The organism is Caulobacter sp. Root655 (assembly GCF_001427665.1).
GTDB lineage: Bacteria > Pseudomonadota > Alphaproteobacteria > Caulobacterales > Caulobacteraceae > Caulobacter.
Genome location: NZ_LMHC01000001.1, coordinates 182,240 through 201,372 on the forward strand (window position 1 = coordinate 182,240; position 19,133 = coordinate 201,372).

A 19,133-nucleotide genomic window follows, 5' to 3' on the forward strand; every position below is an offset into this window, starting at 1 on the left:
CTAGAGCTCCATCTCGGTCATGCAGGACGCCAGGCTCTGGCGCCATGGACGACGGCGCCAGGTCAGCGCGGCTTCGATTTTCCCGCAGTCCAGCCGCGAGTTGGCCGGACGTTTGGCGGGGGTGGGATATTCCTCGGTGCTGATCGGGCGCACGCGAGCGGTCGGACCGCCGCGTCGCCCCGACTCGTCGAACACCGCGGCGGCGAGATCGGCCCAGGTCGCGTCGCCGTCCCCGCAGATGTGATAGACGCCGGCCAGGTCGGGCGCGTCGGCCAGGGCGTCCACCGCCAGCAAGGCGGCGTCGGCGCAATCGCGGGCCCAGGTCGGGCGACCGAGCTGGTCGGCGACGACGCTGATCTCGTCACGGGCGACGGCGAGGGCCAGCATGGTCTTCACGAAGTTCACGCCGTGGGCGCTGTAGACCCACGCGGTGCGCAGGGTGATCGCCGCCCCGCCGGCTCCGGCCACTGCCTGTTCACCGGCCAGCTTGCTGACGCCATAGACGCTGGTCGGGCCGGTGGGGTCGGTCTCGACATAGGGGCGCGGCAGGGCGCCGTCGAAGACGTAGTCGGTGGAGAAATGGATAAGCGGCAGGCCTCGGGCGGCGCAGGCCGCCGCGATGGCGGCGGGAGCGTCACGGTTCAAGGCCATGGCGGCGGCCGGCTCGCGCTCGGCGCGATCCACGGCGGTGTAGGCGGCGGCGTTGATCACCGCGCGGGGAGCGACCGCCGCGATCAGGGGGGCGATCCGGGCGGGATTGGACAGGTCGAGGGTCTCGCGACCGGCGAAAACCAGGGCGCGCCCGGTGGCGGCGCCGCGACCGGCCAGTTCACGGGCCACCTGGCCATTGCGGCCGAAGACGAGGATGGGGTTCGGCGTCAAGGTCGAAACAGGCCCAGGCGCCATTCGACCGTCCCGCGGATGTCGGTCTTCCGGGCCCGCCAACCGAGTTCGGTCTCCAGTCTGGCGGTGTCGATAGCGCAACGGCGGTCGTGGCCGGGCCGGTCGGTGACATGGGTGACCTGGTCGCCTGTCTCGCGACAGACCGCCGACCCGATGCGCCCCGCGCCGCCCGTGACGAGTATCTTCACGCTCTCCCTCTCGATCACGTATCGGCGCTCCGAGACAGCGCCGCCCCGAAGCATTCCATGGATACAAATACTCCGCGGGCGGGATATCATTTGCCGACTGGCTTCGATAGCCGTGCATCAAGGCGCGACAGTCTGGGCTGGCGCGCCGTCCCAGCAGCTATTCCATCGCCACTCAGGCTTCCCCCTCGGGCGACACCGGCACGTGGCCGACATCCGAGACCTCGACATAGGCTATGTCGGACGCGGCAAGACGCTTGCGCTCGACCATCGGGGCGATCACGTCGGTGAAGTTCACCAGACCGTCTCTTGAACGAACGGTGTGACCAGATCGGCCAGCAGGGGGGCGGCGGCGTCGCGAGCGTTGGTGGTGATCTCTTCGGCCGGAATCCTCCAGTCGATGGCCAGAGCCGGGTCGTTCCAGCGCAACGCGCCCTCGGCCTGGAGGGCGTAGTAGCCGGTAACCTTGTAGAGCACTTCGCACTCTTGGGTCAGGGTGCAATAGGCGTGGGCGAAGCCCTTGGGCACCAACAGCTGCTGGGCGTTGTCCGCCGACAGTTCGGCCCCGACCCATTGGCCGAAGGTGGGAGAGCCGTCGCGGATGTCCACCGCGACGTCGAAGATCGCGCCGCGCACACAGCGCACCAGCTTGTCCTGCGCATGCGGCGGTTTCTGGAAATGCAGACCGCGCAGCACGCCGCGTTGGGTCGAGCGTACGTGATTGTCCTGCACGAAGGCTCCGCCGGTGAAGCCGGCCTCGTCCAGGGCCGATTGGCGGAAGGTCTCCGAAAACCAGCCGCGCTCGTCACCATACCGCCGGGGTGTGATCAGCAGGACGTCCGGAATGGAGAGCCGGTCGATGTTCACGGGCAGGTTCCTTCCGGCCGTCCGCGGGGTGTCGATGAGGGCGCCTCGCCCTCAAGTGCGTCGCGCATCAGGCTGGCGACGACCAGCGGCGCCAGGTGGCGGCGCACCATGGCTCTGGCCTTGTCGCCGATCGCCTCGCGTCGATCACGGTCGTCAATCAGTTCGGCCAGGGCCCGACCCGCGGCCTCGACGTCGGCCTCGGCCCACATGCCGCGGTGGTAGATGCCCTGGATGTCCTGGGCGGGGGTCAGGACGTAGGAGACCAGGATCGCCGAGTTTTCATCCATGAAATCCATGTTGCCGGACCAGCCCGTGGCGACGACCGCCTTGCCGGCCGCCATCGCTTCGGCCAGCAGCAGGCCAAAGCCCTCGGCGCGATGGAGCGACAGCAGGATGTCGCAGCTGGCGAGCAAGCGGTCGCGATCGTCGGCGCTCATCGTCTCCGTCAGCAGAATGACGTCGGGCGCGTCGCCGATCGCCGCGACAAGGGCGTCCAAGGCCTCCGGAATCTCCACGCCGCCGACGGTCTTGAAGACCAGGGTGGCGGGGTGGCGCGCGCGGATCGCGGCCTGGCGAAACGCTTCCAGGGCCGCCAGGGGATTCTTGCGAGCGAAGGTGGAGCGAAAGTCGAAGGCGCATAGAATGATTACGCGGTCCGGCGGGAATCCGAACCGCGCGCGGTCCGACGCAACGTGGCTTTCGGGAACCGGGTGGGGAACGACCTTGACCGCAAGTCGGCGCGGCGCCGAGCGGCGTATGGCCTCCGCGGTGAAGGTCGAGGGCGCCCAAATCTCATCGACATAGCGGAACGCCGGCTTCCACAGCGCGGGGATGTCCGGCAGTTCCCAGGCCCAGTAGCCGATGACGTGCTTGCCCTCGAAAGGCGCCCGACCGGCGGTGTTGATCAGTTGGATCAACTCGGGAGGATTCATGTGGGCGATCAGCACGCCTGGACCGGCGGCGGGCGGAGCCTCGTCGCCGTAGTCCAGCCGTCGAGGATGGCCCAACCGCTCCGAAACGTCCCAGGCACGGGGCGGCGCGCCGGCCTTGGTCAGGGCCGAAACGGCGCCGCGGGCGGCTTCGCCCAGGCCCAGCACCGCGCCATGAAAGCCGGCGATGGTGACGGGTCCGCCGGGGCCCACGCGCCGACGCCGCCATCCATAGTGGCGATAAGCTTGAACCGAGGGCAACCGGACGGAAATCGCTTGGCAGAGATCCGGCGCATGACGCCAGGCCAGAGCTCTGAGGTATTTCATCACGATCAGTGTACCTCGGGACGCTCGGGCTGTGTTAGCCAGTCTTCCCATTCTCATTGAATCGAACTGTCGCGTCCATGCGCTCGTCGCCACCGCTGCTCAGCATCATCATCGTCAGCTATCAGAGCGGACCGACGCTGGAGCGCTGCCTGGCCGGGTTGCGGGCCCAGACCCTCGACGATTTCGAAGTGCTGATGGTCGACAACGCCTCCAGCGACGGCGCCCCTCAGGCGGCTGTGGCCGCCAATCCGAGCATCAGGCTTCTGGAGCCTGGAGCCAATCTGGGCTTCGCGGCCGGCAACAACCTGGCGGCGCGCGAGGCGCGGGGCCGCTGGCTGGTGCTGCTCAACCCCGACGCCTATGCCCAACCGGACTGGCTGGAGGCGCTGATCGCCGGGACGCTGCGCCATCCGGAGGTGCGCTGCTTCACCTCGCTGCAGATGGTGGCCGACGAGCCGGACCTGATGGACGGAGCGGGTGACGTGATGACCTCGGCCGGCATCCCGTTCCGCGGCGGCTATCGCCGGCGCTTGCCGCCGAACCTGCGCGAGGGCGAGGTTTTCTCGGCCTGCGGCGCGGCGACCCTGATTGACCGCGATCTGTTCCTGAGCCTGGGCGGTTTCGACGAGCGGTTCTTCTGCTACTGCGAGGACGTCGACCTGGGCTATCGGCTGCGCCTGGCGGGCGAGGCGACGTTGTTGCTGCCGGCGGCGCGGGTCGAGCACGTGGGATCGGCCAGCACCGGGGTGCGTTCGGACTTCGCCGTCTTCCACGGTTCGCGCAACCGGATCTGGACCTTCCTGAAGAACACCCCGCCGCTGCTGCTGTGGCTGACCACGCCGTTGCACGTCGCGGTGACCGCCGGCCTGCTGCTGCTGCACGCCCGGCGGGGCGACGCCGCGCCGGTGGTGCGCGGCATCCGGGCGGCGCTCAAGCGCGAGGCCCTCGATCCGATCCTGGCCTCGCGGCGCGAGCTTCAGGCCAGCCGCAAGGCCGGTTCCTGGGATATCCTGCGGGCCATGGCCATCGATCCAGTGGCCTTCTTCGGTCGCCGGATCGTCATTCGGCGCTACCGATCCTTGGATCGGTAGGCACTTCCTAGAAGACGCGGGACGGTCGCCGAAACCGGCTTCCACTTTCGGCTGTCACGCTTGGGAAAGGTCCTCGATCAGGCGTCGCATGAAGGCCGCGCCGCGCTGCATCTGGCTGACCTCGACATATTCGTCGGGCTGGTGGGCCTGGTCGATCGAGCCGGGGCCGCAGATCACCGTCGAGAAGCCCGCGCCCTGGAACTGGCCGGCCTCGGCGGCATAGGGCACGACGCGGGGCGGGCCGTTGTCGCCGGCGATGCGGCGGGCGAACACCTCGGCCGCGCCGTCGACCTCCGGCGCGAAGGCCGGGGTCATCGAGCGGGTCTCGACGCGCACGCCGCCCTCGGGGGCCTTGGCCTTGATCTCGGCGTCCAGCTTCGCGGCCAGGGCGAAGAAGTCGGCCAGGATCGCCTGGGCGTCCATCCCCGCCGGCATGCGCAGGTCGAAAACGAACACGCATTCGCGGGCCAGGATGTTGAGCGCCGTACCGCCATTGACCTGGCCGATGGTCAGGGTCGCGCCCTTGGGGACGAACGGCGAGCCTGGGTCGGCCTCGCGCTCCAGCCGCTCCGACAGCTCGACCAGATGGCTCATCAGCTTGATGGCGACCATGTTGGCCGAGACGCCCAGGTGGGTCAGGCTGGAATGGGCTTCGCGGCCCGTGACCGTGACGCGGAAGCTGGAGATGCCCTTGTGGCCGCGCACCGCGACCATGTCGGTGGGTTCGCCGACCACCACCAGGGCGGGGCGGGGCAACTCGTTGGCGATCACCGCGATCATGTCCGGCGCGCCCAGGCAGCCGATCTCCTCGTCATAGGAGAAGGCCAGGTGGACGGGGCGGTCGAGCGTGGCGGCGGCCAGGTCCGGCGCGGCGGCCAGGGCCAGGGCCAGAAAGCCCTTCATGTCGCAGGTTCCCCGTCCGTACAGCCGCCCGTCGCGCGGGGTCAGCACGAACGGGTCGCTGGTCCACGGCTGGCCGTCGACCGGCACCACGTCGGTGTGGCCCGACAGCACGACGCCGCCCGCAATGGCCGGGCCGATGCTGGCCAGCAGGTTGCTCTTGGTCCCGTCGTGGTTGGGCACCCGCCGCGAGGCGATCCCCAGGTTGGACAGATAGGCCTCGACCCATTCGATCAAAGCCAGGTTCGAAAGCCGCGAGGTGGTGTCGAAGGCCACCAGCGTGCCGAGAATGTCGACCGCGCGGGCGGAAAGCGTTTCGGATGAGGAGACCATGGCCAGACCCTAGCGCGGCCCCGCGCGCACGCCTACCGTCGGCGACGCGAACGGACCGCCGCGCGTTGTCCGTGCGCGTGGAACGAGCGGAGACACCCGATGATCGACCTCTACACCTGGGCCACGCCCAACGGCCGCAAGATCTCGATCATGCTGGAGGAGCTGGGCCTGGACTATCGCGTCCACCCGGTCGACATCGGCCAGAACCAACAGTTCGCGCCCGATTTCCTGACGATCTCGCCCAACAACAAGATTCCCGCCATCGTCGACCAGGACGCGCCCGACGGCCCGCGGTCGGTGTTCGAGAGCGGCGCGATCCTGGTCTATCTGGCCGAGAAGACCGGCAAGCTGCTGGCGTCCTCCGGCCCCGCGCGGGTGGCGGCCATGGAATGGACCTTCTGGCAGGTGGGCGGGCTGGGGCCGATGGCCGGCCAGCTGAACTATTTCGCCCTGCGCGCCTCGGAGCCCTCGGAACTGGCCATCGACCGGTTCGGCGACGAGGTCCGGCGGCTGCTGGGGGTGATGGAGGGGCGGCTGGAGAAGCACCCCTACCTGGCCGGCGACGCCTATTCGATCGCCGACATCGCCAGCTACGCCTGGACGCGGGCGGCGCTGGAGACCTTGGAGAAGATCCAGCCCGACAAGCCGGCCCTGCCGGCGGTGCGTCGCTGGCTGAAGACGGTCGGCGAGCGACCGGCGGTGGTCAGGGGCATGGCCGTCCCGAAGATTTAGGGCGCGCCTTAGGCTGGGGCCCGCTCCTTGGGCGCCTGGATCTTGGTGGCCAGCACGTCGATCAGCTCGATGCGGAAGATCATCACGCTATTGCCGGGGATCTGGCCATTGTCGTGGGCGCCGTAGCCCAGGGCCGGCGGCACGTAGAGGGTCCATTCGTCGCCGGGCCGCATCATCACCAGGGCTTCCTTCCAGGCCGGCACCAGGCCCTGCAGCGGGAACGAGGCGGGCTGGCCGCGCTCGTAGGAGCTGTCGAAGATCTCGCCGTTCGTCAGCTTGCCCTCATAGTGGACCTTGACCTCGTCGATCGGTCCTGGCTTGGCGCCGGTGGCGGGGCCCGAGCGGACGATCTTGTACTGCAGGCCGTCGGGCAGGGTGACCACGCCGGGCTGCTTGGCGTTCTGGGCCAGGAAGGCCTCGGCGGCGGCCAGGCTTTCCTGCTGCTTCTTGTTGGGCCCGCAGGCCGACAGGCCCAGGGCGACGCCCAGCGTGACCACGACGGCGAGGACGAAACGGGGGGCGCGGACCATAAGGCGAAGCTCCGGAACAAATACGTGTCCGTGCTAGCCCATTTCTCGCCGCACGGCGCGGCGATTTTCGGCAGGCTGCGGTTTGAGACGAACCGTCATCGAACAGTGGTGGCGCGCCCTGGCGGTGCGCCCTAAAAACCGTCCCCATCAGTGACCGCTCACGAGGCTTCCATGAAACCCGTTCGCAAGGCCGTTCTCCCCGTCGCCGGTTTCGGCACCCGGGTCCTGCCCGGCACCAAGACGACGCCGAAGGAGCTGCTCAACGTCGTTGACAGGCCGATCCTGTCCTACATCGTCGAGGAAGGCCGCGCGGCGGGCATCGAGCACTTCGTCTTCGTGACCGGCCGCAACAAGGGCGCGATCGAGGACTATTTCGACCACCAGGTCGAGCTGGAAGCCGCCTTGGCGGCCAAGGGCAAGACCGCCCTGCTCGAGGAACTGCTGGGCGAGCTGCCCAGGCCCGGCGAGATGAGCTTCGTGCGCCAGATGGCCCCGCTGGGCCTGGGCCACGCGGTATGGTGCGCCCGCGACATCGTCGGCGACGAGCCGTTCGCGGTGATGCTGCCCGACATGGTGATGTCGGCCCAGGTCCCGGCCATGGCCCAGGCCATCGAGGCCTATGACCAGAAAGGTGGCAACATCGTCGTGGTCGAGCCGGCGCCCGAGGGCATGGCCCACCAGTACGGCATCGTGGCGCTGGACGGCCAGGACGGCCGCCTGAACCGCATGACCGACATGGTCGAGAAGCCGGCTAAGGGGACCGAGCCCTCGAACCTGTTCATCTCGGGCCGCTACATCCTGCAGCCGGAAATCTTCGACCTGCTGGAGAAGCAGGGCAAGGGCGCGGGCGGTGAGATCCAGCTGACCGACTCGATGCTCAGCCTGCTGAAGAGCCAGGACTTCCACGCCCTCGAATATGACGGCGAGACCTACGACTGCGGCGACAAGATCGGCCTGCTGCGGGCCAATGTGGCCCTGGCCCTGAAGCGTCCGGACCTGGGCGCGGCGGCGCGGGAGATGATCCTGGGGCTGCTGGGTTAATAACGTCCGTCATCCCTCGCACAATAAAGCGAGGGATGACGGACGTTAGCCTAGCCGAGGGGCGTGAAACGAATCAGACGCACGCCGAGGCGTCGTTCGTCGGCGACCGGCTCTTCGTCGGCCGTCTTCGAATTGCCGATCTCAAGCCTGAGGTGCGCCGCCTCGCCAACGGGGATGCCCTGGTCAAATCGCAGCTCGATGTCATAGATCTTCGACCAGTCTTGGCTCTGGGGAAGCAGGCGAGTCGTCTTGATCCCGCAGAAATCGATCGTCAGTTCGGTAGGCTTCTCGCTTCCTATCCTGCGGGGTGAGATTTCGAGCCTGACTCCAAAACAGGGAGCGCCATAAACTCTCCATCCCACTGTCGCCGTGGGTTCGATGGTCCAGCGTCCTGTCTCTTCGCGGTCGCCGAAGCCGGGCAGGTCGATCGCACCGCTGTCGAGCAACGCCATCTCCACGACCCGGTCGGTTTTCAATGGCAGCTGTCGCACCGCCATGGTCGCGAGCAGCTCTTGGCGCGGGAGATCATGGGCGGCGGCGATTTTGGGAAAGGCGTATTCGACCAACGCCTGTTCCTCTGGATCGCTGAACGGCCTCTGTGGGCGGGCTGAGAAGTTGTTGACGAAGGAGTTCTGAACGCCGAGGAAGCTGGCGATTCCGGCCGAGACCTTGGCGAAGGCCGTGTCGTCGAGCAAGTCGTCATAATAGACGAAGTGGATCGCGTCGGGGTGCTCCTTGGCAATTTCCAGGGCCATCAGGGCGTCGTTGCGCCAATCGCCGTAGGCATGCTCGATGCTTGTCACATGCCATTGGTCCTCTCCTGCCAGCGTATCGTCGCGGCGTTTCAGAGAAGACGCGAGCACTTCCATCGGATCGCGGAAAATGTAGAGCACCTTCAGTCGTGGCAAGCGCGTCCGCAGATTCGCGAAGTGATCCTCCCACTTGAGCAGATCCGGGGTCTTGTCGCCGATAACGCTCAAAACCTTGTCGGGAAACACGGCCGAGAAGAAACCGGTGACGACCCGGTCGAAGTGCAGGGCGGGACAAGGCATGGTGAGCTCGGGCAGGCGCACCGCCACCTCGTCCATGATCTCCTCGGTGATCTCCGCCAGGGGAAGCGCCAGATGAGCATCTACGAGTTCATCATCGTCCATGGTGTCGAGCGGATCGATGTATTCACGCAGCGTCAGTTGCTTGAGCGGGCGCTTCAGACGCCCGATCGCTTCTTCGTGAGCCTTGAAGAAGACGTCCGTCGTTTCCAGGATTCGCGCCCAACCGAATTCCGCCAGTATGCCGATCCGTGGATGGGAATTGAGTAGGCTGGTGAGAGCGGTCGTCCCGCTTCTCCCGCATCCCGTAACAAGCAGGTGCGCGGGCCCGCGGGCTGCGTTTTTTTGGAATTTTTGGAAGAAATCATTCGTCATCGGTTAAGCCACTCGCCTGTCGGTGAACGACTGACGTTGCAACTGGAGCGCAAGTGAGATCGTTCAGAAGCTAGAGTTGAGCATTCCTCGCGCGATGTGTCACCAAAGGGTGAGGTTTTCCGGCCTGAATGTCCATTTCAGACCGCTCTCGGCGGGTAGCCGTTCTCCCGCAGGGCATTCATGACGTCCTGGGTATGGCTGGCGTCTCTCGTCTCGATCGTGATGTCGAACTCCGCGCCCTTGGCCGGAACATCGAGCGCCAGCCGGTTGTGATTCACCTCGATGATGTTGGCGCCCATCGAACCGATGATGTGAGCGACCGTGGAAAGCAGGCCCGGACGGTCGTCGCCAATGATCCGCAAGGAGACCAGTCGCTGAGCGCGAACCAGTTCCCGGGTCAACACCGAGGCCAGCAGGCGCGTGTCGATGTTGCCGCCGCAGAGGATGAGGCCGCACTTCTTGCCGCGGAAACGCTCGGGATAGGCCAGAAGGGCGGCCAGCGAGGCCGCGCCCGCACCTTCGGCGATGGTCTTCTCGACATTGCAATAGAGGGCCACCGCTTGCTCGATGTACGACTCTTCCAGCAACAGGACGTCTTCGATCAGCGGGCGCGCAACGCCGTAGGTCAGGTTGCCGACCACCTTGACCGCTACGCCCTCGGCGATGGTCTGGCCGCCGGCATGGGCGGTAACGCCACGCATCCGGGCGGTGAATGACGGATACATCGCCGGTTCGCAACCGATGATGCGGATGTCGGGCTTGATCGACTTGGCTGCTGTGGCGACGCCGCTGATCAGCCCGCCCCCGCCGATTGGCACGGGCAAGATCTCCAGATCCGGCACGTCCTCGAGCATTTCGAGAGCGATCGTCCCTTGGCCGGCCATGATGTCGTAGTCGTCGAATGGGTGGACGAAGGTCAGGTTCTGTTCGGCCTGCAGTTTGGACGCGTGCGCCGAAGCCTCGTCATAGCCTTCGCCCTCGATGACCACGGTCGCGCCGAAGTCGCGAGTGTGCTGCACCTTTATGAAAGGCGTGCTCTTGGGCATCACGATGGTGACCGGCACCCCCAGGCGGGCGCCGTGATAGGCGAGACCCTGGGCGTGGTTTCCGGCGCTGGCGGCGATCACGCCGCGGGCCTTTTCTTCCTCGGAGAGCAGGATCAGCTTGTTGAGCGCCCCGCGCTCCTTGTAGGCGGCGGTGAACTGCAGGTTCTCGAACTTCACCCAGACCTCGGCCCCGGTGATCTTCGAGAGCGTTCGAGAATAACGGCAGGGCGTGCGCTCAATGTGGCCCGCCAATCGCGCGGCTGCGGCTCGGATTGTGTCGATCGTCAGAGTCATGAATAGCAGGGCCTTGGGAAACGGACGCGGAACTTAGCCCCCGCGCCGCGCCGCGACAATGAAGCCCGACGACGCGCGCGAAAATCTCGATCACAATTGAGGGGGACAGCTCACAGCTGCCCGACCGCGCAGGCTATTGCCGCGGCGTCAGGTCGGGCTGGGGTTGAGTGGTCGCGTCGATTGGATCCGGGCGTACGCCGCCGCGCGTGTGAAGCACGCCTCCGACGATCAGCGCCAGCAGCAGGATCATCAAGCAACCCAGGAGGTCCCAGCGCCAGGGCGCGCGTTCTTCACGCGCGAGTTCATTGTCCAGACCTTGTCGTTCTTTCTGCGTCAGATGCCTGTCGGACATGATGAAACAACGGCCGATATTCGCGGATGTTCCGGGAAAATGGGGCCGGACGGTTCGCGATCCGCCCAGCCCCCGACGACTAGTGCAACGCGATGGTCGAGGTCGGGGCCCCGTTGGACGTGTTGCCTTCCAGAATGTTGGTGCCGTACGAGATAATCTGGCCGCTCGAGACGGACTGCAACCCGGTTACATTGCTGGTGAAGGTGTTGTTGTTGATCCGCACGACGCCACCCGAACCCTCTACATACAGGCCCGTCAGGTTGTTCGTCGAAGAGCTGTTGGTGATCGTCGTGTTCACCGCCGTGGCTCCGGTGATGATCGCGACACCAGATCGGGTGTTGTTGGCGATCGTGGAGTTGTCCACGACCATCAGAACTGCACCGGTTGTGCCGGCGGCTTCGACGACCAGGCCGCGCGTGTTGTCCAGCAGCGAGACGTGATCCAGGGAGACCGTCGCGGCGCCGGAACCGGTTGGCTTGATCAGGATCGCGCCGCCGGTTGTACCCACACCGGTCTCGCTAATGGTGGTGTTGGCGATGTTCAACCGGGTCGTGCCGGCGGTGTTGAGCAACCAGACGCCGTTGCCGTTCGGCGCGCCGGCCCGGTCGCCGTAGATGTAGCAGTTTTCGATATTGACGGTGTTCGCGTTGAGAATGCGGATACCGTTCAAGCCAGTGCTCCCCCCGATCGTCGGCGAACTGATCACCAGACCGCGGAGGTTAATCACGTCTGTCGCCGCGGCGTTGATGACCACGCCATTCGAGGCGGCGCCAAGTATCCCGCCAAGGGCGGGATCGGTGCCAATGGTGATCGACTTGGTGATGGTGACCGCGCCGAAACCGCCCGGATCCAGAACGTTGATTTCACCACCTGCGGCGGTCTTCGAGATCGCGCCAGCGAAGGTTTTGCACGGCGCCGTTCGGCTACATGGATTGGCGTCATCCCCTACGCCCGAGACCCAGGTTCTGGTGGCTTGTGCGCTCGCCAACGTAGGCGCCGCCGCACTGCATGCGACGGCGATCACGCCCGCGACAATTGCGAGTATCTTCATGGTCAGCCCCTTTTGGATACGTTGAAGAACATTGATCTCCGACGTGGATGGGAATTCTTAATCCTCTTGACGGCTGGGGCCAATGGCTAAGTTAAATAGGCGCAAAAGCACTGAAATTTCTGGCGTGTAACCTGGGATTCTAGATCAAGGGTCCTGGCGTGGTCTTGGCCGGGACGCCGATCGAAGTCAGAATCCCGTCCCAGGCTTCGAGGTAGCGACGCCGGCTGGCGATGTTGCGATAAAAGTCGAGACCCTTTCGGGCCCGAATAGCCGCCTTGGCTGGATTCTTGAGTAGGGCGATGATGTCCTCGGCCATCTCGATGCCATTGCGAGATACGGGGAAGTCCTTCGGCAGATCCATCGCCGGCGCTGGAAAGTCCATCATCGAGAACGGCAAGCCTTGCGAGAAGGCGTCCAGCACCTTGATCGGGACGCCAGCGCCCGTGACGATCGGCAGGGTCACGACGCGGGTGGCGAGATAGTACTCCCGCAGATCGCCGACCCAGCCGACATAGTCGATCTGGTCAGCGAGAAAGCCTGTGTCGAGCGCCGAGCAAACCTTGCCCACGATCCTCAATGTGACGCCCTGATCATAGAGCATCGGCTTGTAGACGGTGTTGATGAACCACGCGGCCGAGGCGACGTTGGCGTCATGCAAGCTGCCGACCAGCAGCAGATCCGTGACCTCCAGGGGCGGAGCTGGCTCGGCGTCGGCGTCATCGACGCCAATCTCCGGGACAACGATCGATACCCTCGGCTCGGCGATGAAAGGCATCCGCCAACTGACCTTCTTCGGGTCGAGCGTGGCGGAGATCTCGTCCGCCTCGCGCTTGCTGATGCTCACCACATGGGCGAAGTCCTTCAGCGCCTCGAACTCATGAGCGACTTCAATCGGATCAGCCGGTCGTTGCTGCTGGATCGCGTATTGATAGGCCTGGATATCGTGCGCCTCGCAGATCATCGGGAGATCGGAAAGATTGAGCGTCTCCAGGACCGCCGAATGGTGAGCGTAGTTGACCACGGCGAACTCGAGGTCGGCGTGAAGCAGGATCCGCTTCAGTTCCTCGGGAAACTCCAGTTCGCGCCAGGCCCGTTGGAAGTTGAGGTAGCTGTTTCCATCTTGGGCGAAGGCGTCGAGCGTGGCTTGAAACCTCGGCGTGTCCGCGAAGGACGGCGTCCACTGCAGTGTGTCCAAGAACTCGCCGTGATCGAAGTCCGCGCCGGTGACGCGGTGGATGTTCGGATAAGGGATGACCAACTTGATCGAGGTGAAGCCCGCCTCGTCCAGGTAGGACAACTGGCTATCATAGACGACGCCCGAACCCTCGCCGCGGGTGTCATTGGAGATCCAGAGAACCAGGCGGCCGCGGGGCGGGACGGTCGAATCGAGCTTCGCGACGATTTGCGCGACAAACGACGCTTCATCGCCAAACAGTCGGGCGTTACGCGCCCTGTAGTCCAGGGACTGAGCTTCCAGTTCCTTGAAGCGGCGCGCGGCCTCGGCGCAGGCCTGGGCCAGGCCGAGCTCATTCTGCACGCGAGGTTCGACGATACCCGCGCCAGCATAGGTGCCGGCGATGTCCAGACCACGTGAAACCACCAAGGGTTTGCCGGCCGAAACCGCTTCCGTGGCGACGCCGGATCCGCGGCGCGTGTAGTCGCCGGGGCCGTAGGGCAGCATCAGGATGTCGATATCGGCGATCGCCGAGGCATACTCGTCTTCGGAGAGGAAGCCTTTGAGGACCAGGCGATCGTCATTCAGCGCTCGACGCTCGAGCTGTTGACGCGCGCTGATCACCAGGGGCTGCTCGTTGACGGGGTTGGCGCCGGTTTGGATGAAGAACCGCACTTTGTCCCGGAGGTCATCCTGCGCCAGCAGGTACTCGACAATGAACGGCAGGACCTGGAAGCCCTTCTCCACCCGGGCCTCGCCCAGATAGCCCAGGCACAGACGCCCGTCCTGCTTGCTCCCCGCCTGGCCGGCGCTGGGAAGCGGGTTGAAGAGCAGCGGGAACACCTCGCCGCAGATGTCCTCGAAATAATCCTGAAGGCCCTTCGACTCGACGAAGAAGCTGAAAGAGGAGCGAAGGCCCAAACCGTTTAGGCGAGCAAACGCCTGCGCATAGCTCAGTCGCGCCTTGGGGGTCCGCTCCTCCGAACGGTCGAAGCGGATCACGATGCGCGGTCGCTGATCGGGCTTTCGTTCCAAGAGGAACGGCAGGGCGCCGGCCAGCATCGCCGGGGTCGCGCAAAACAGGGTGATTACGTCGTCGGGACCGGCGGCGGCGAACTCGGCCATCAAGCGGAATTCGTGAGTGAACAGGCCGATGTCGGCCACGTTGCCGTACAGGAAGTCCGAGAACGCGCCGTAGGTGTCGACTTCCGGCGCCAGAAGTCCCCTCGGACAAGCGTGGTTGCCGAACACCAGCGGGGTGAGGCCGTTCGCATGCGCGCCCCGCGCCATCCAGTCGGCGACCGCCGCGTGGTGGCCGACCTTGTTGCTCAGGGCGGGGTCGCAGATGATCAGCTTGGGTCCGGCGCAGACCGCCGGCTCGACCAGACGTTGCCGCATGGTCTCGGCCAGCAGCGTGGGCGTGGCGCCGAAACCGTCCACGAAGGCCGCCACCGAGACCATGCGACCCATTAGCATCATGGCCACGTCGCCGGCGATCCTGGGCGGAAGGGCTGGGGCGACGCGGATCGCGTTGATCGACTTGCCTTCAGCCAAGAGCCTGACGGAACCGGCCAAGACCTTGACTTTGAGGTCCGCCAGAGCATCGGGAGCCAGAACCAGAACCTGAGCGCGACGGCTCATCACCAGTTCGTAGACCAGCGCCGTATCGAGACTCTTGGTCGATCCATTGTGGCAAGCGCGGGCCAGGCCCGAGAAATCGGCCTCCGTCTGGCCGAAGGGCATGAGCACCACCGCTTCGACCTGCCCGTCGTCAGCGCCGACAAGCTCGCGCAGGGTCGCGAGTTGTTCTTGAGTCGGCGCTGTCTCGCAGACCAGCACGATCTTCAGACCGGGCTTGCGCTGGACCACCTTGGGCCAGGCAGGCTTGACACCGATCGGGGTCCTGATGCGACGGCTGCTCACCGCTCTGTGACCGATTTCGCGAATCTTTTCGCGGAACGGGGCGACGAACGTCTCGCGCGGCCGAGGTTGCAAGCGAGGCGGCGGATTCAGCACGAACTCGCGGAGGTCGTTGGCGATCTGCTGAGCGTCGAGAACGTTCTTGAACTGACGGATATTGGCCGGTGGCGGATTGAGCGCCTCGGCGGAGGGGGAGTTCGACGTCAGCAACGGCAGACCGTTGAGGGCCGACTCCGTGACCGGGACGCCCCAGCCCTCATACAGCGACGGATAGACCATGCCGAGCGAGTTGTTCAGCAGGCCCGCGAAGTCCGGCGTCGAAAGATAGGGAATCGGGCGGATGCGCTGGCCCAGGCGCGCGTCGGTGAGCAACTGGTGATGTAGTCGCGTGTTCGCCTCGATGGGGAAGACTCGCGAAAACAGCAAATCGACATCGTCTGGGAGCTGTTCAGTTTCGATCAGGTGAATGAAGGCCTGAAACAGTCGATAGTGGTTCTTGTGGTTCCACTGCACGGCCGGGAAGATCAGGTTTCGCCGCTCGGCGACGGTCGGCGAGGCTTCCTGGTCGAGCAGCGAGAAGTAGGGAGGTTGCGGAATCCAATCGACGGCCTTCTTGCCGAAGTGGCGCTTGATCTTGTCCACTTCGTTGCTGCTGACGGTCAGCACCAGATCGGCCCGGTCGATGGCCGAGCCGTAGTGCTCCCGCCGGAAGTCGAGCTCGCATTGATCAAAGAACTGCGGTTCTTCGAGGAACAGCATGTCGTGGATGACGGGAACCGCGAACGTCGAAATCTCATACGGCTCCAGGCCGTTCAGGGGATCGACATAGAGGTCGAGCGCGCTCGAGGCGTTGGTCAGCGCCAGCTCCGGGCGCTCCAGCTTGACCACCTGGCCACGCGAGTCCTTCCCCAGGAACTTGCGCACGATCGCTTCGTTCTCGGGCCTGACGAAGATATCGACGTCGAAAAGTTCACTCGCGACGCGCGCGAACTCAAGCGCGAACAGACCAGCTCCGCCTGCACCCTTGCCGCCCGACTGCAGTCGCGTGAGATTAATACCTGCCCGCACCCGCGAAACATCACGATGATCGATCAATCGCCGTCCCCCAATATTCACTTCCACAATCAAACCGAAGAATTTTCTAAACGTTCCCGACGAATCTTGTAGTATTCTTCAATGTACTCTTGTTCTGAAAGGTAAAGGTCAAGATACTTATATTTTAGCGACGGCCCCCACCAGATTAGTCCGAGCTTTTCGGCGACGACTTGCGGGATTGGTACGTGTTGATGGTCGAAAGGTTCCCACCCCCGGAAGGCGTCGGCGACGACTCGCCCCATTTCGACGTTCGGATCGCCAGCCTCGGGCCAGGTCGCCACGGCCAGCCTGATGAACAGTTTGCCCAGTAGGATAGAGGTGGGGTGATTGTAGGCCCAATAGAGACGTTCGACACGGAAGCTCGAGAAGATAAAGGCCGCGATCTTAACGTCCGCGTTGGCCTCTCGGCGCTGCAGCCGGTGCAATTCCAGGTCCAGCGACCGATCGATATTGCCCAGACGCTCGTTGGCGAGCGCGTGGTAGGCGGTGGTGGTGTCTTCCGGAGGCGGCGTGCGCTGGCTTAGCTCGACCACGACCCGATCGCCGTAGGGATAGCGGCCAAAGGGAAATTCGGGTTCGGGCCCAAACAGCGGATCGTGGGTCTGGAAGGGCCAGTAGAGACCAAGGTCCACGGCTGGGAACGTGATCCTCCGCGCCTGGGCCAGCTGTTCATCGGGATTGAAGCGTGCATGCTCGTCGACCTGCCGCCAGTAGATCTCGCAGCGCGCCGCCTGGTCAGGGGTAATGTCGGGTCGATCGTCTTCGTCGCCGAAGCTCTGGATATAGACGACCTCATAGCGCTCATTGATCGCCGGCACTCGACGCAACGCATGGCAGAACACCCCGGCCTGGCAGTTGCCGTAGACCGCTAGAACAGGCTTCATTTCACTAACGTCCTTCGATGACGGCAATCAACTGGCCAACATCATCCACATCAAACAGTCGGTCGATCGGCAGGGTCTTGCGAAGTCGCGTCTCCAGTTCGAGGATCAATTGTCCATGAGCGAACGAGTCCCATCCTGGAACCTCCTCCGCTTTCGTCTGATCAACGATGGCGCTTTCGGGCAGATGGAAGAAATTCGCGATGATTTTTCGGACGGAGGTTCCGACGTCTTCCGTGCTCATTGCGCGCCCTCTTTGAATGCCTCAAGCGATCGCTCGAACTCGGCTCTGTTTAGCGACCGGCTGATTTTTCCGCTCGTGGTTTTTTTCAGCGATCCTAACGGAGCGACCTCGACATAGCGCGGCAGGAGACCGGCGGAGGCGTCAATCGCGCGGCGCACGGCCGCCACCGCGGCCGTCGGCTCCGTGCCGTCGAGCAGTTCGAACAGGACGGCCATCTCGCGTCCGCTGGCGCCCGGCGTGTCGAGCCCGAACGCGACCACGCGGCCGGGCTTGATCCCGTCGACCGCGCTGACAGTCGCCTCGATCTCATGGGCCATGAAATTCCGGCCATAGGCGATGATCAGATCATCGACGCGCCCCAGCACGAACAGTTCGTCATCGACGACGAAGCCGAGGTCGCGCGTATGGTAACCGTCATCGTGCAGCACTTCGGCGGTGCGCTCCGGCAGGGCTAGATAGCCCTCGAAGAGCGATGGCCCCGCGATCACGATTTCGCCGGCCTGTCCTTCGCCGACGTCCCGGCCCTGGTCATCGACGAGTCTGATCCACATGTCGGAAAGCAGGCGACCGCACGACATGACGTCGAGGCCGGGTTCGTCTTCCGCCACGAAGCGCACGGTGTTTCGCTCAATCGCCTTACGGTCGATCCGGACGGCTCGGGCTGGAGACCCGGTCGGGGTCTGGCTGACGGCGAACACGTTCTCCGCCATCGCGTAGCAAACCTGAACGGCTTCCGGCCGCAGGGCCGAGGGCGCGAAGTGAGCGGTGAAGGCCTCGTGGACGGATAGTTTGCAGGGCTCCGAGCAGTTCCCGATCATCCGCAGGCTCGACAGGTCGTGCGCGCCGGTGTCGACAACCACGTTCACGAGATGGGCGAAGGCGAAATTCGGCATCCAGCTGAAGCCCGCCCGATGGTCGCGGACCGCCTCGAGCAGCATGGCGGGCCGGACGAGCCACTCGAACGGATCAATCGACACGACGGTCGCGCCAGCGACCAGCGGCATGAGGAAACTCGTGATCAAGCCCATGTCGTGATAGAGCGGCAGCCACGACGCGACCAGATCCTGCGGCTCGAAGCCGATGGTCGCACCATAGCGGTCCAACTGCGCGAACACCCGCTCGTGGGTCAGCATCACACCCTTCTTTAGCGCGGTCGTTCCCGACGAGTGCTGAAGGAAGGCGACATCCGCGGCCTTGAGGATGGGCAAGGCCGTGGTCGGGATCGGCGCGCCCGCCGCCGCGACGTGCAGATCCACCAGCCGATCCGCCCATGCTCCGCAGCGGTTCGAGAACACCGGAATGAGGCTGGAGTTGACGAGCAGGGCGGCCGGCCCGATCCGCTCGAACAGGCGGACGTGCGACGACCAGTAGAGCTCTTCCTTCTGCTTTGGCGTGGGCGGCGGCATGATCGCGGGCACGGCCCCCAACGCCATGGCGCCCCAGAATGCCGCGAACAACTGCGGCGAGGTTTTTTCAAAGATCAGTACTGGCTGACCCGGCTGGACACCGAAGGCCGCTAAGGCGGCCGCCACCGCGAGCGAATCGCGACGCAGGTCAGCGTAGGTGTAGGGCGTCTCGCCGCGGATCGACTTGAAGATCGCGCAAGGTTTCTCGCCCTGCGAAAGGCCATGCGTCAGGACGGTGTCGCTCAAGACGCGTTCACTGGAGTTCATCGACAGGTCTTTCAGGAGGCGTGCTCCAACGAATCATAAGCAAGCCCAGCAGCGTTCGCGCTTCCCATGGCGGGCGCTGGGATTTCTAGCCTTGAGAGTTGGCAACCGCAACGGGTGCAACCGTTTATGCCGATCGTCACC

The 19,133-nt window shown here is 64.9% G+C and carries 18 protein-coding genes; 3 read left to right on the forward strand and 15 right to left on the reverse strand.

The window, feature by feature from the left end; all coding sequences use genetic code 11:
- From rfbD to ASD79_RS00865, 5 genes are all read right to left on the reverse strand, one after another.
- Window positions 1-882, reverse strand: coding sequence for a dTDP-4-dehydrorhamnose reductase (gene rfbD / locus ASD79_RS00850; RefSeq protein ID WP_200952261.1), 882 nt, complete (start codon window positions 880-882; stop codon window positions 1-3).
- A complete protein-coding gene (locus ASD79_RS24825) occupies window positions 879-1,091 on the reverse strand; it encodes a hypothetical protein (protein ID WP_156400304.1) in 213 nt (70 codons plus the stop codon). Before ASD79_RS24825 ends, rfbD begins: the two co-directional genes overlap by 4 nt.
- A gap of 172 nt (window positions 1,092-1,263) precedes the next feature.
- Entirely contained in the window at window positions 1,264-1,386 is a 123-nt protein-coding gene (locus ASD79_RS25275; RefSeq protein WP_255356927.1) for a hypothetical protein, read from the reverse strand.
- Window positions 1,383-1,955: a dTDP-4-dehydrorhamnose 3,5-epimerase gene (rfbC, locus tag ASD79_RS00860; protein ID WP_056719158.1), complete on the reverse strand. Its 573-nt coding sequence runs from the start codon at window positions 1,953-1,955 to the stop codon at window positions 1,383-1,385. The genes ASD79_RS25275 and rfbC overlap by 4 nt, the downstream gene beginning before the upstream one ends.
- A complete protein-coding gene (locus tag ASD79_RS00865) occupies window positions 1,952-3,097 on the reverse strand; it encodes a glycosyltransferase family 4 protein (protein WP_056719159.1) in 1,146 nt (381 codons plus the stop codon). Before ASD79_RS00865 ends, rfbC begins: the two co-directional genes overlap by 4 nt.
- Window positions 3,098-3,288: 191 nt before the next feature.
- Between ASD79_RS00865 and ASD79_RS00870 the strand changes: the two genes are divergently transcribed.
- Window positions 3,289-4,302, forward strand: coding sequence for a glycosyltransferase family 2 protein (locus tag ASD79_RS00870; RefSeq protein WP_056719161.1), 1,014 nt, complete (start codon window positions 3,289-3,291; stop codon window positions 4,300-4,302).
- Between the two features lie 54 nt (window positions 4,303-4,356).
- Here the strand turns inward: ASD79_RS00870 and argE are convergent, their stop codons facing one another.
- Window positions 4,357-5,535 (reverse strand): acetylornithine deacetylase, encoded by a 1,179-nt coding sequence (gene argE / locus ASD79_RS00875; protein WP_056719162.1) that lies wholly within the window; start codon window positions 5,533-5,535, stop codon window positions 4,357-4,359.
- 99 nt (window positions 5,536-5,634) lie between these two features.
- Between argE and ASD79_RS00880 the strand changes: the two genes are divergently transcribed.
- Complete coding sequence (locus ASD79_RS00880; RefSeq protein WP_056719165.1) at window positions 5,635-6,267, forward strand: glutathione binding-like protein; 633 nt, start codon at window positions 5,635-5,637, stop codon at window positions 6,265-6,267.
- Window positions 6,268-6,275: 8 nt separating this feature from the next.
- Here ASD79_RS00880 and ASD79_RS00885 read toward each other — a convergent pair whose 3' ends face one another.
- Window positions 6,276-6,797: an FKBP-type peptidyl-prolyl cis-trans isomerase gene (locus ASD79_RS00885; RefSeq protein WP_056719167.1), complete on the reverse strand. Its 522-nt coding sequence runs from the start codon at window positions 6,795-6,797 to the stop codon at window positions 6,276-6,278.
- 171 nt (window positions 6,798-6,968) lie between these two features.
- On the opposite strand from ASD79_RS00885, the gene ASD79_RS00890 reads away from it, so the two are divergent.
- Window positions 6,969-7,838: a UTP--glucose-1-phosphate uridylyltransferase gene (locus tag ASD79_RS00890; RefSeq protein WP_056719168.1), complete on the forward strand. Its 870-nt coding sequence runs from the start codon at window positions 6,969-6,971 to the stop codon at window positions 7,836-7,838.
- A 50-nt stretch (window positions 7,839-7,888) separates the two neighbouring features.
- Here the strand turns inward: ASD79_RS00890 and ASD79_RS00895 are convergent, their stop codons facing one another.
- From ASD79_RS00895 to ASD79_RS00925, 8 genes are all read right to left on the reverse strand, one after another.
- Window positions 7,889-9,262: a sulfotransferase gene (locus tag ASD79_RS00895; protein WP_056719169.1), complete on the reverse strand. Its 1,374-nt coding sequence runs from the start codon at window positions 9,260-9,262 to the stop codon at window positions 7,889-7,891.
- A gap of 137 nt (window positions 9,263-9,399) precedes the next feature.
- The gene (locus ASD79_RS00900; protein WP_056719170.1) at window positions 9,400-10,602 is read right to left on the reverse strand and encodes a threonine ammonia-lyase; all 1,203 of its coding nucleotides are present in this window, start codon (window positions 10,600-10,602) and stop codon (window positions 9,400-9,402) included.
- Between the two features lie 133 nt (window positions 10,603-10,735).
- Complete coding sequence (locus tag ASD79_RS24830) at window positions 10,736-10,954, reverse strand: hypothetical protein (RefSeq protein WP_156400305.1); 219 nt, start codon at window positions 10,952-10,954, stop codon at window positions 10,736-10,738.
- 79 nt (window positions 10,955-11,033) lie between these two features.
- Window positions 11,034-12,005 (reverse strand): right-handed parallel beta-helix repeat-containing protein, encoded by a 972-nt coding sequence (locus ASD79_RS23080; protein ID WP_082584758.1) that lies wholly within the window; start codon window positions 12,003-12,005, stop codon window positions 11,034-11,036.
- A gap of 139 nt (window positions 12,006-12,144) precedes the next feature.
- Entirely contained in the window at window positions 12,145-16,194 is a 4,050-nt protein-coding gene (locus ASD79_RS00910; protein WP_156400306.1) for a glycosyltransferase, read from the reverse strand.
- Between the two features lie 29 nt (window positions 16,195-16,223).
- Window positions 16,224-17,078, reverse strand: coding sequence for a WcbI family polysaccharide biosynthesis putative acetyltransferase (locus ASD79_RS00915; RefSeq protein WP_056719175.1), 855 nt, complete (start codon window positions 17,076-17,078; stop codon window positions 16,224-16,226).
- 4 nt (window positions 17,079-17,082) lie between these two features.
- Window positions 17,083-17,319, reverse strand: coding sequence for an acyl carrier protein (locus ASD79_RS00920; protein WP_056719177.1), 237 nt, complete (start codon window positions 17,317-17,319; stop codon window positions 17,083-17,085).
- The gene (locus ASD79_RS00925) at window positions 17,316-18,971 is read right to left on the reverse strand and encodes an AMP-binding protein (RefSeq protein ID WP_162252320.1); all 1,656 of its coding nucleotides are present in this window, start codon (window positions 18,969-18,971) and stop codon (window positions 17,316-17,318) included. The genes ASD79_RS00920 and ASD79_RS00925 overlap by 4 nt, the downstream gene beginning before the upstream one ends.
- Window positions 18,972-19,133 lie beyond the last annotated feature (162 nt).

Coding starts and splice junctions, on each gene's coding strand:
- argE (WP_056719162.1), bottom strand. CDS start 5,535: ATGGTCTCCTCATCCGAAACGCTTTCCGCCCGCGCGGTCGACATTCTC.
- ASD79_RS00885 (WP_056719167.1), bottom strand. CDS start 6,797: ATGGTCCGCGCCCCCCGTTTCGTCCTCGCCGTCGTGGTCACGCTGGGC.
- ASD79_RS24830 (WP_156400305.1), bottom strand. CDS start 10,954: ATGTCCGACAGGCATCTGACGCAGAAAGAACGACAAGGTCTGGACAAT.
- ASD79_RS00880 (WP_056719165.1), top strand. CDS start 5,635: ATGATCGACCTCTACACCTGGGCCACGCCCAACGGCCGCAAGATCTCG.
- ASD79_RS23080 (WP_082584758.1), bottom strand. CDS start 12,005: ATGAAGATACTCGCAATTGTCGCGGGCGTGATCGCCGTCGCATGCAGT.
- ASD79_RS00870 (WP_056719161.1), top strand. CDS start 3,289: ATGCGCTCGTCGCCACCGCTGCTCAGCATCATCATCGTCAGCTATCAG.
- ASD79_RS00890 (WP_056719168.1), top strand. CDS start 6,969: ATGAAACCCGTTCGCAAGGCCGTTCTCCCCGTCGCCGGTTTCGGCACC.
- ASD79_RS00900 (WP_056719170.1), bottom strand. CDS start 10,602: ATGACTCTGACGATCGACACAATCCGAGCCGCAGCCGCGCGATTGGCG.
- ASD79_RS00915 (WP_056719175.1), bottom strand. CDS start 17,078: ATGAAGCCTGTTCTAGCGGTCTACGGCAACTGCCAGGCCGGGGTGTTC.
- ASD79_RS00895 (WP_056719169.1), bottom strand. CDS start 9,262: ATGACGAATGATTTCTTCCAAAAATTCCAAAAAAACGCAGCCCGCGGG.
- ASD79_RS00920 (WP_056719177.1), bottom strand. CDS start 17,319: ATGAGCACGGAAGACGTCGGAACCTCCGTCCGAAAAATCATCGCGAAT.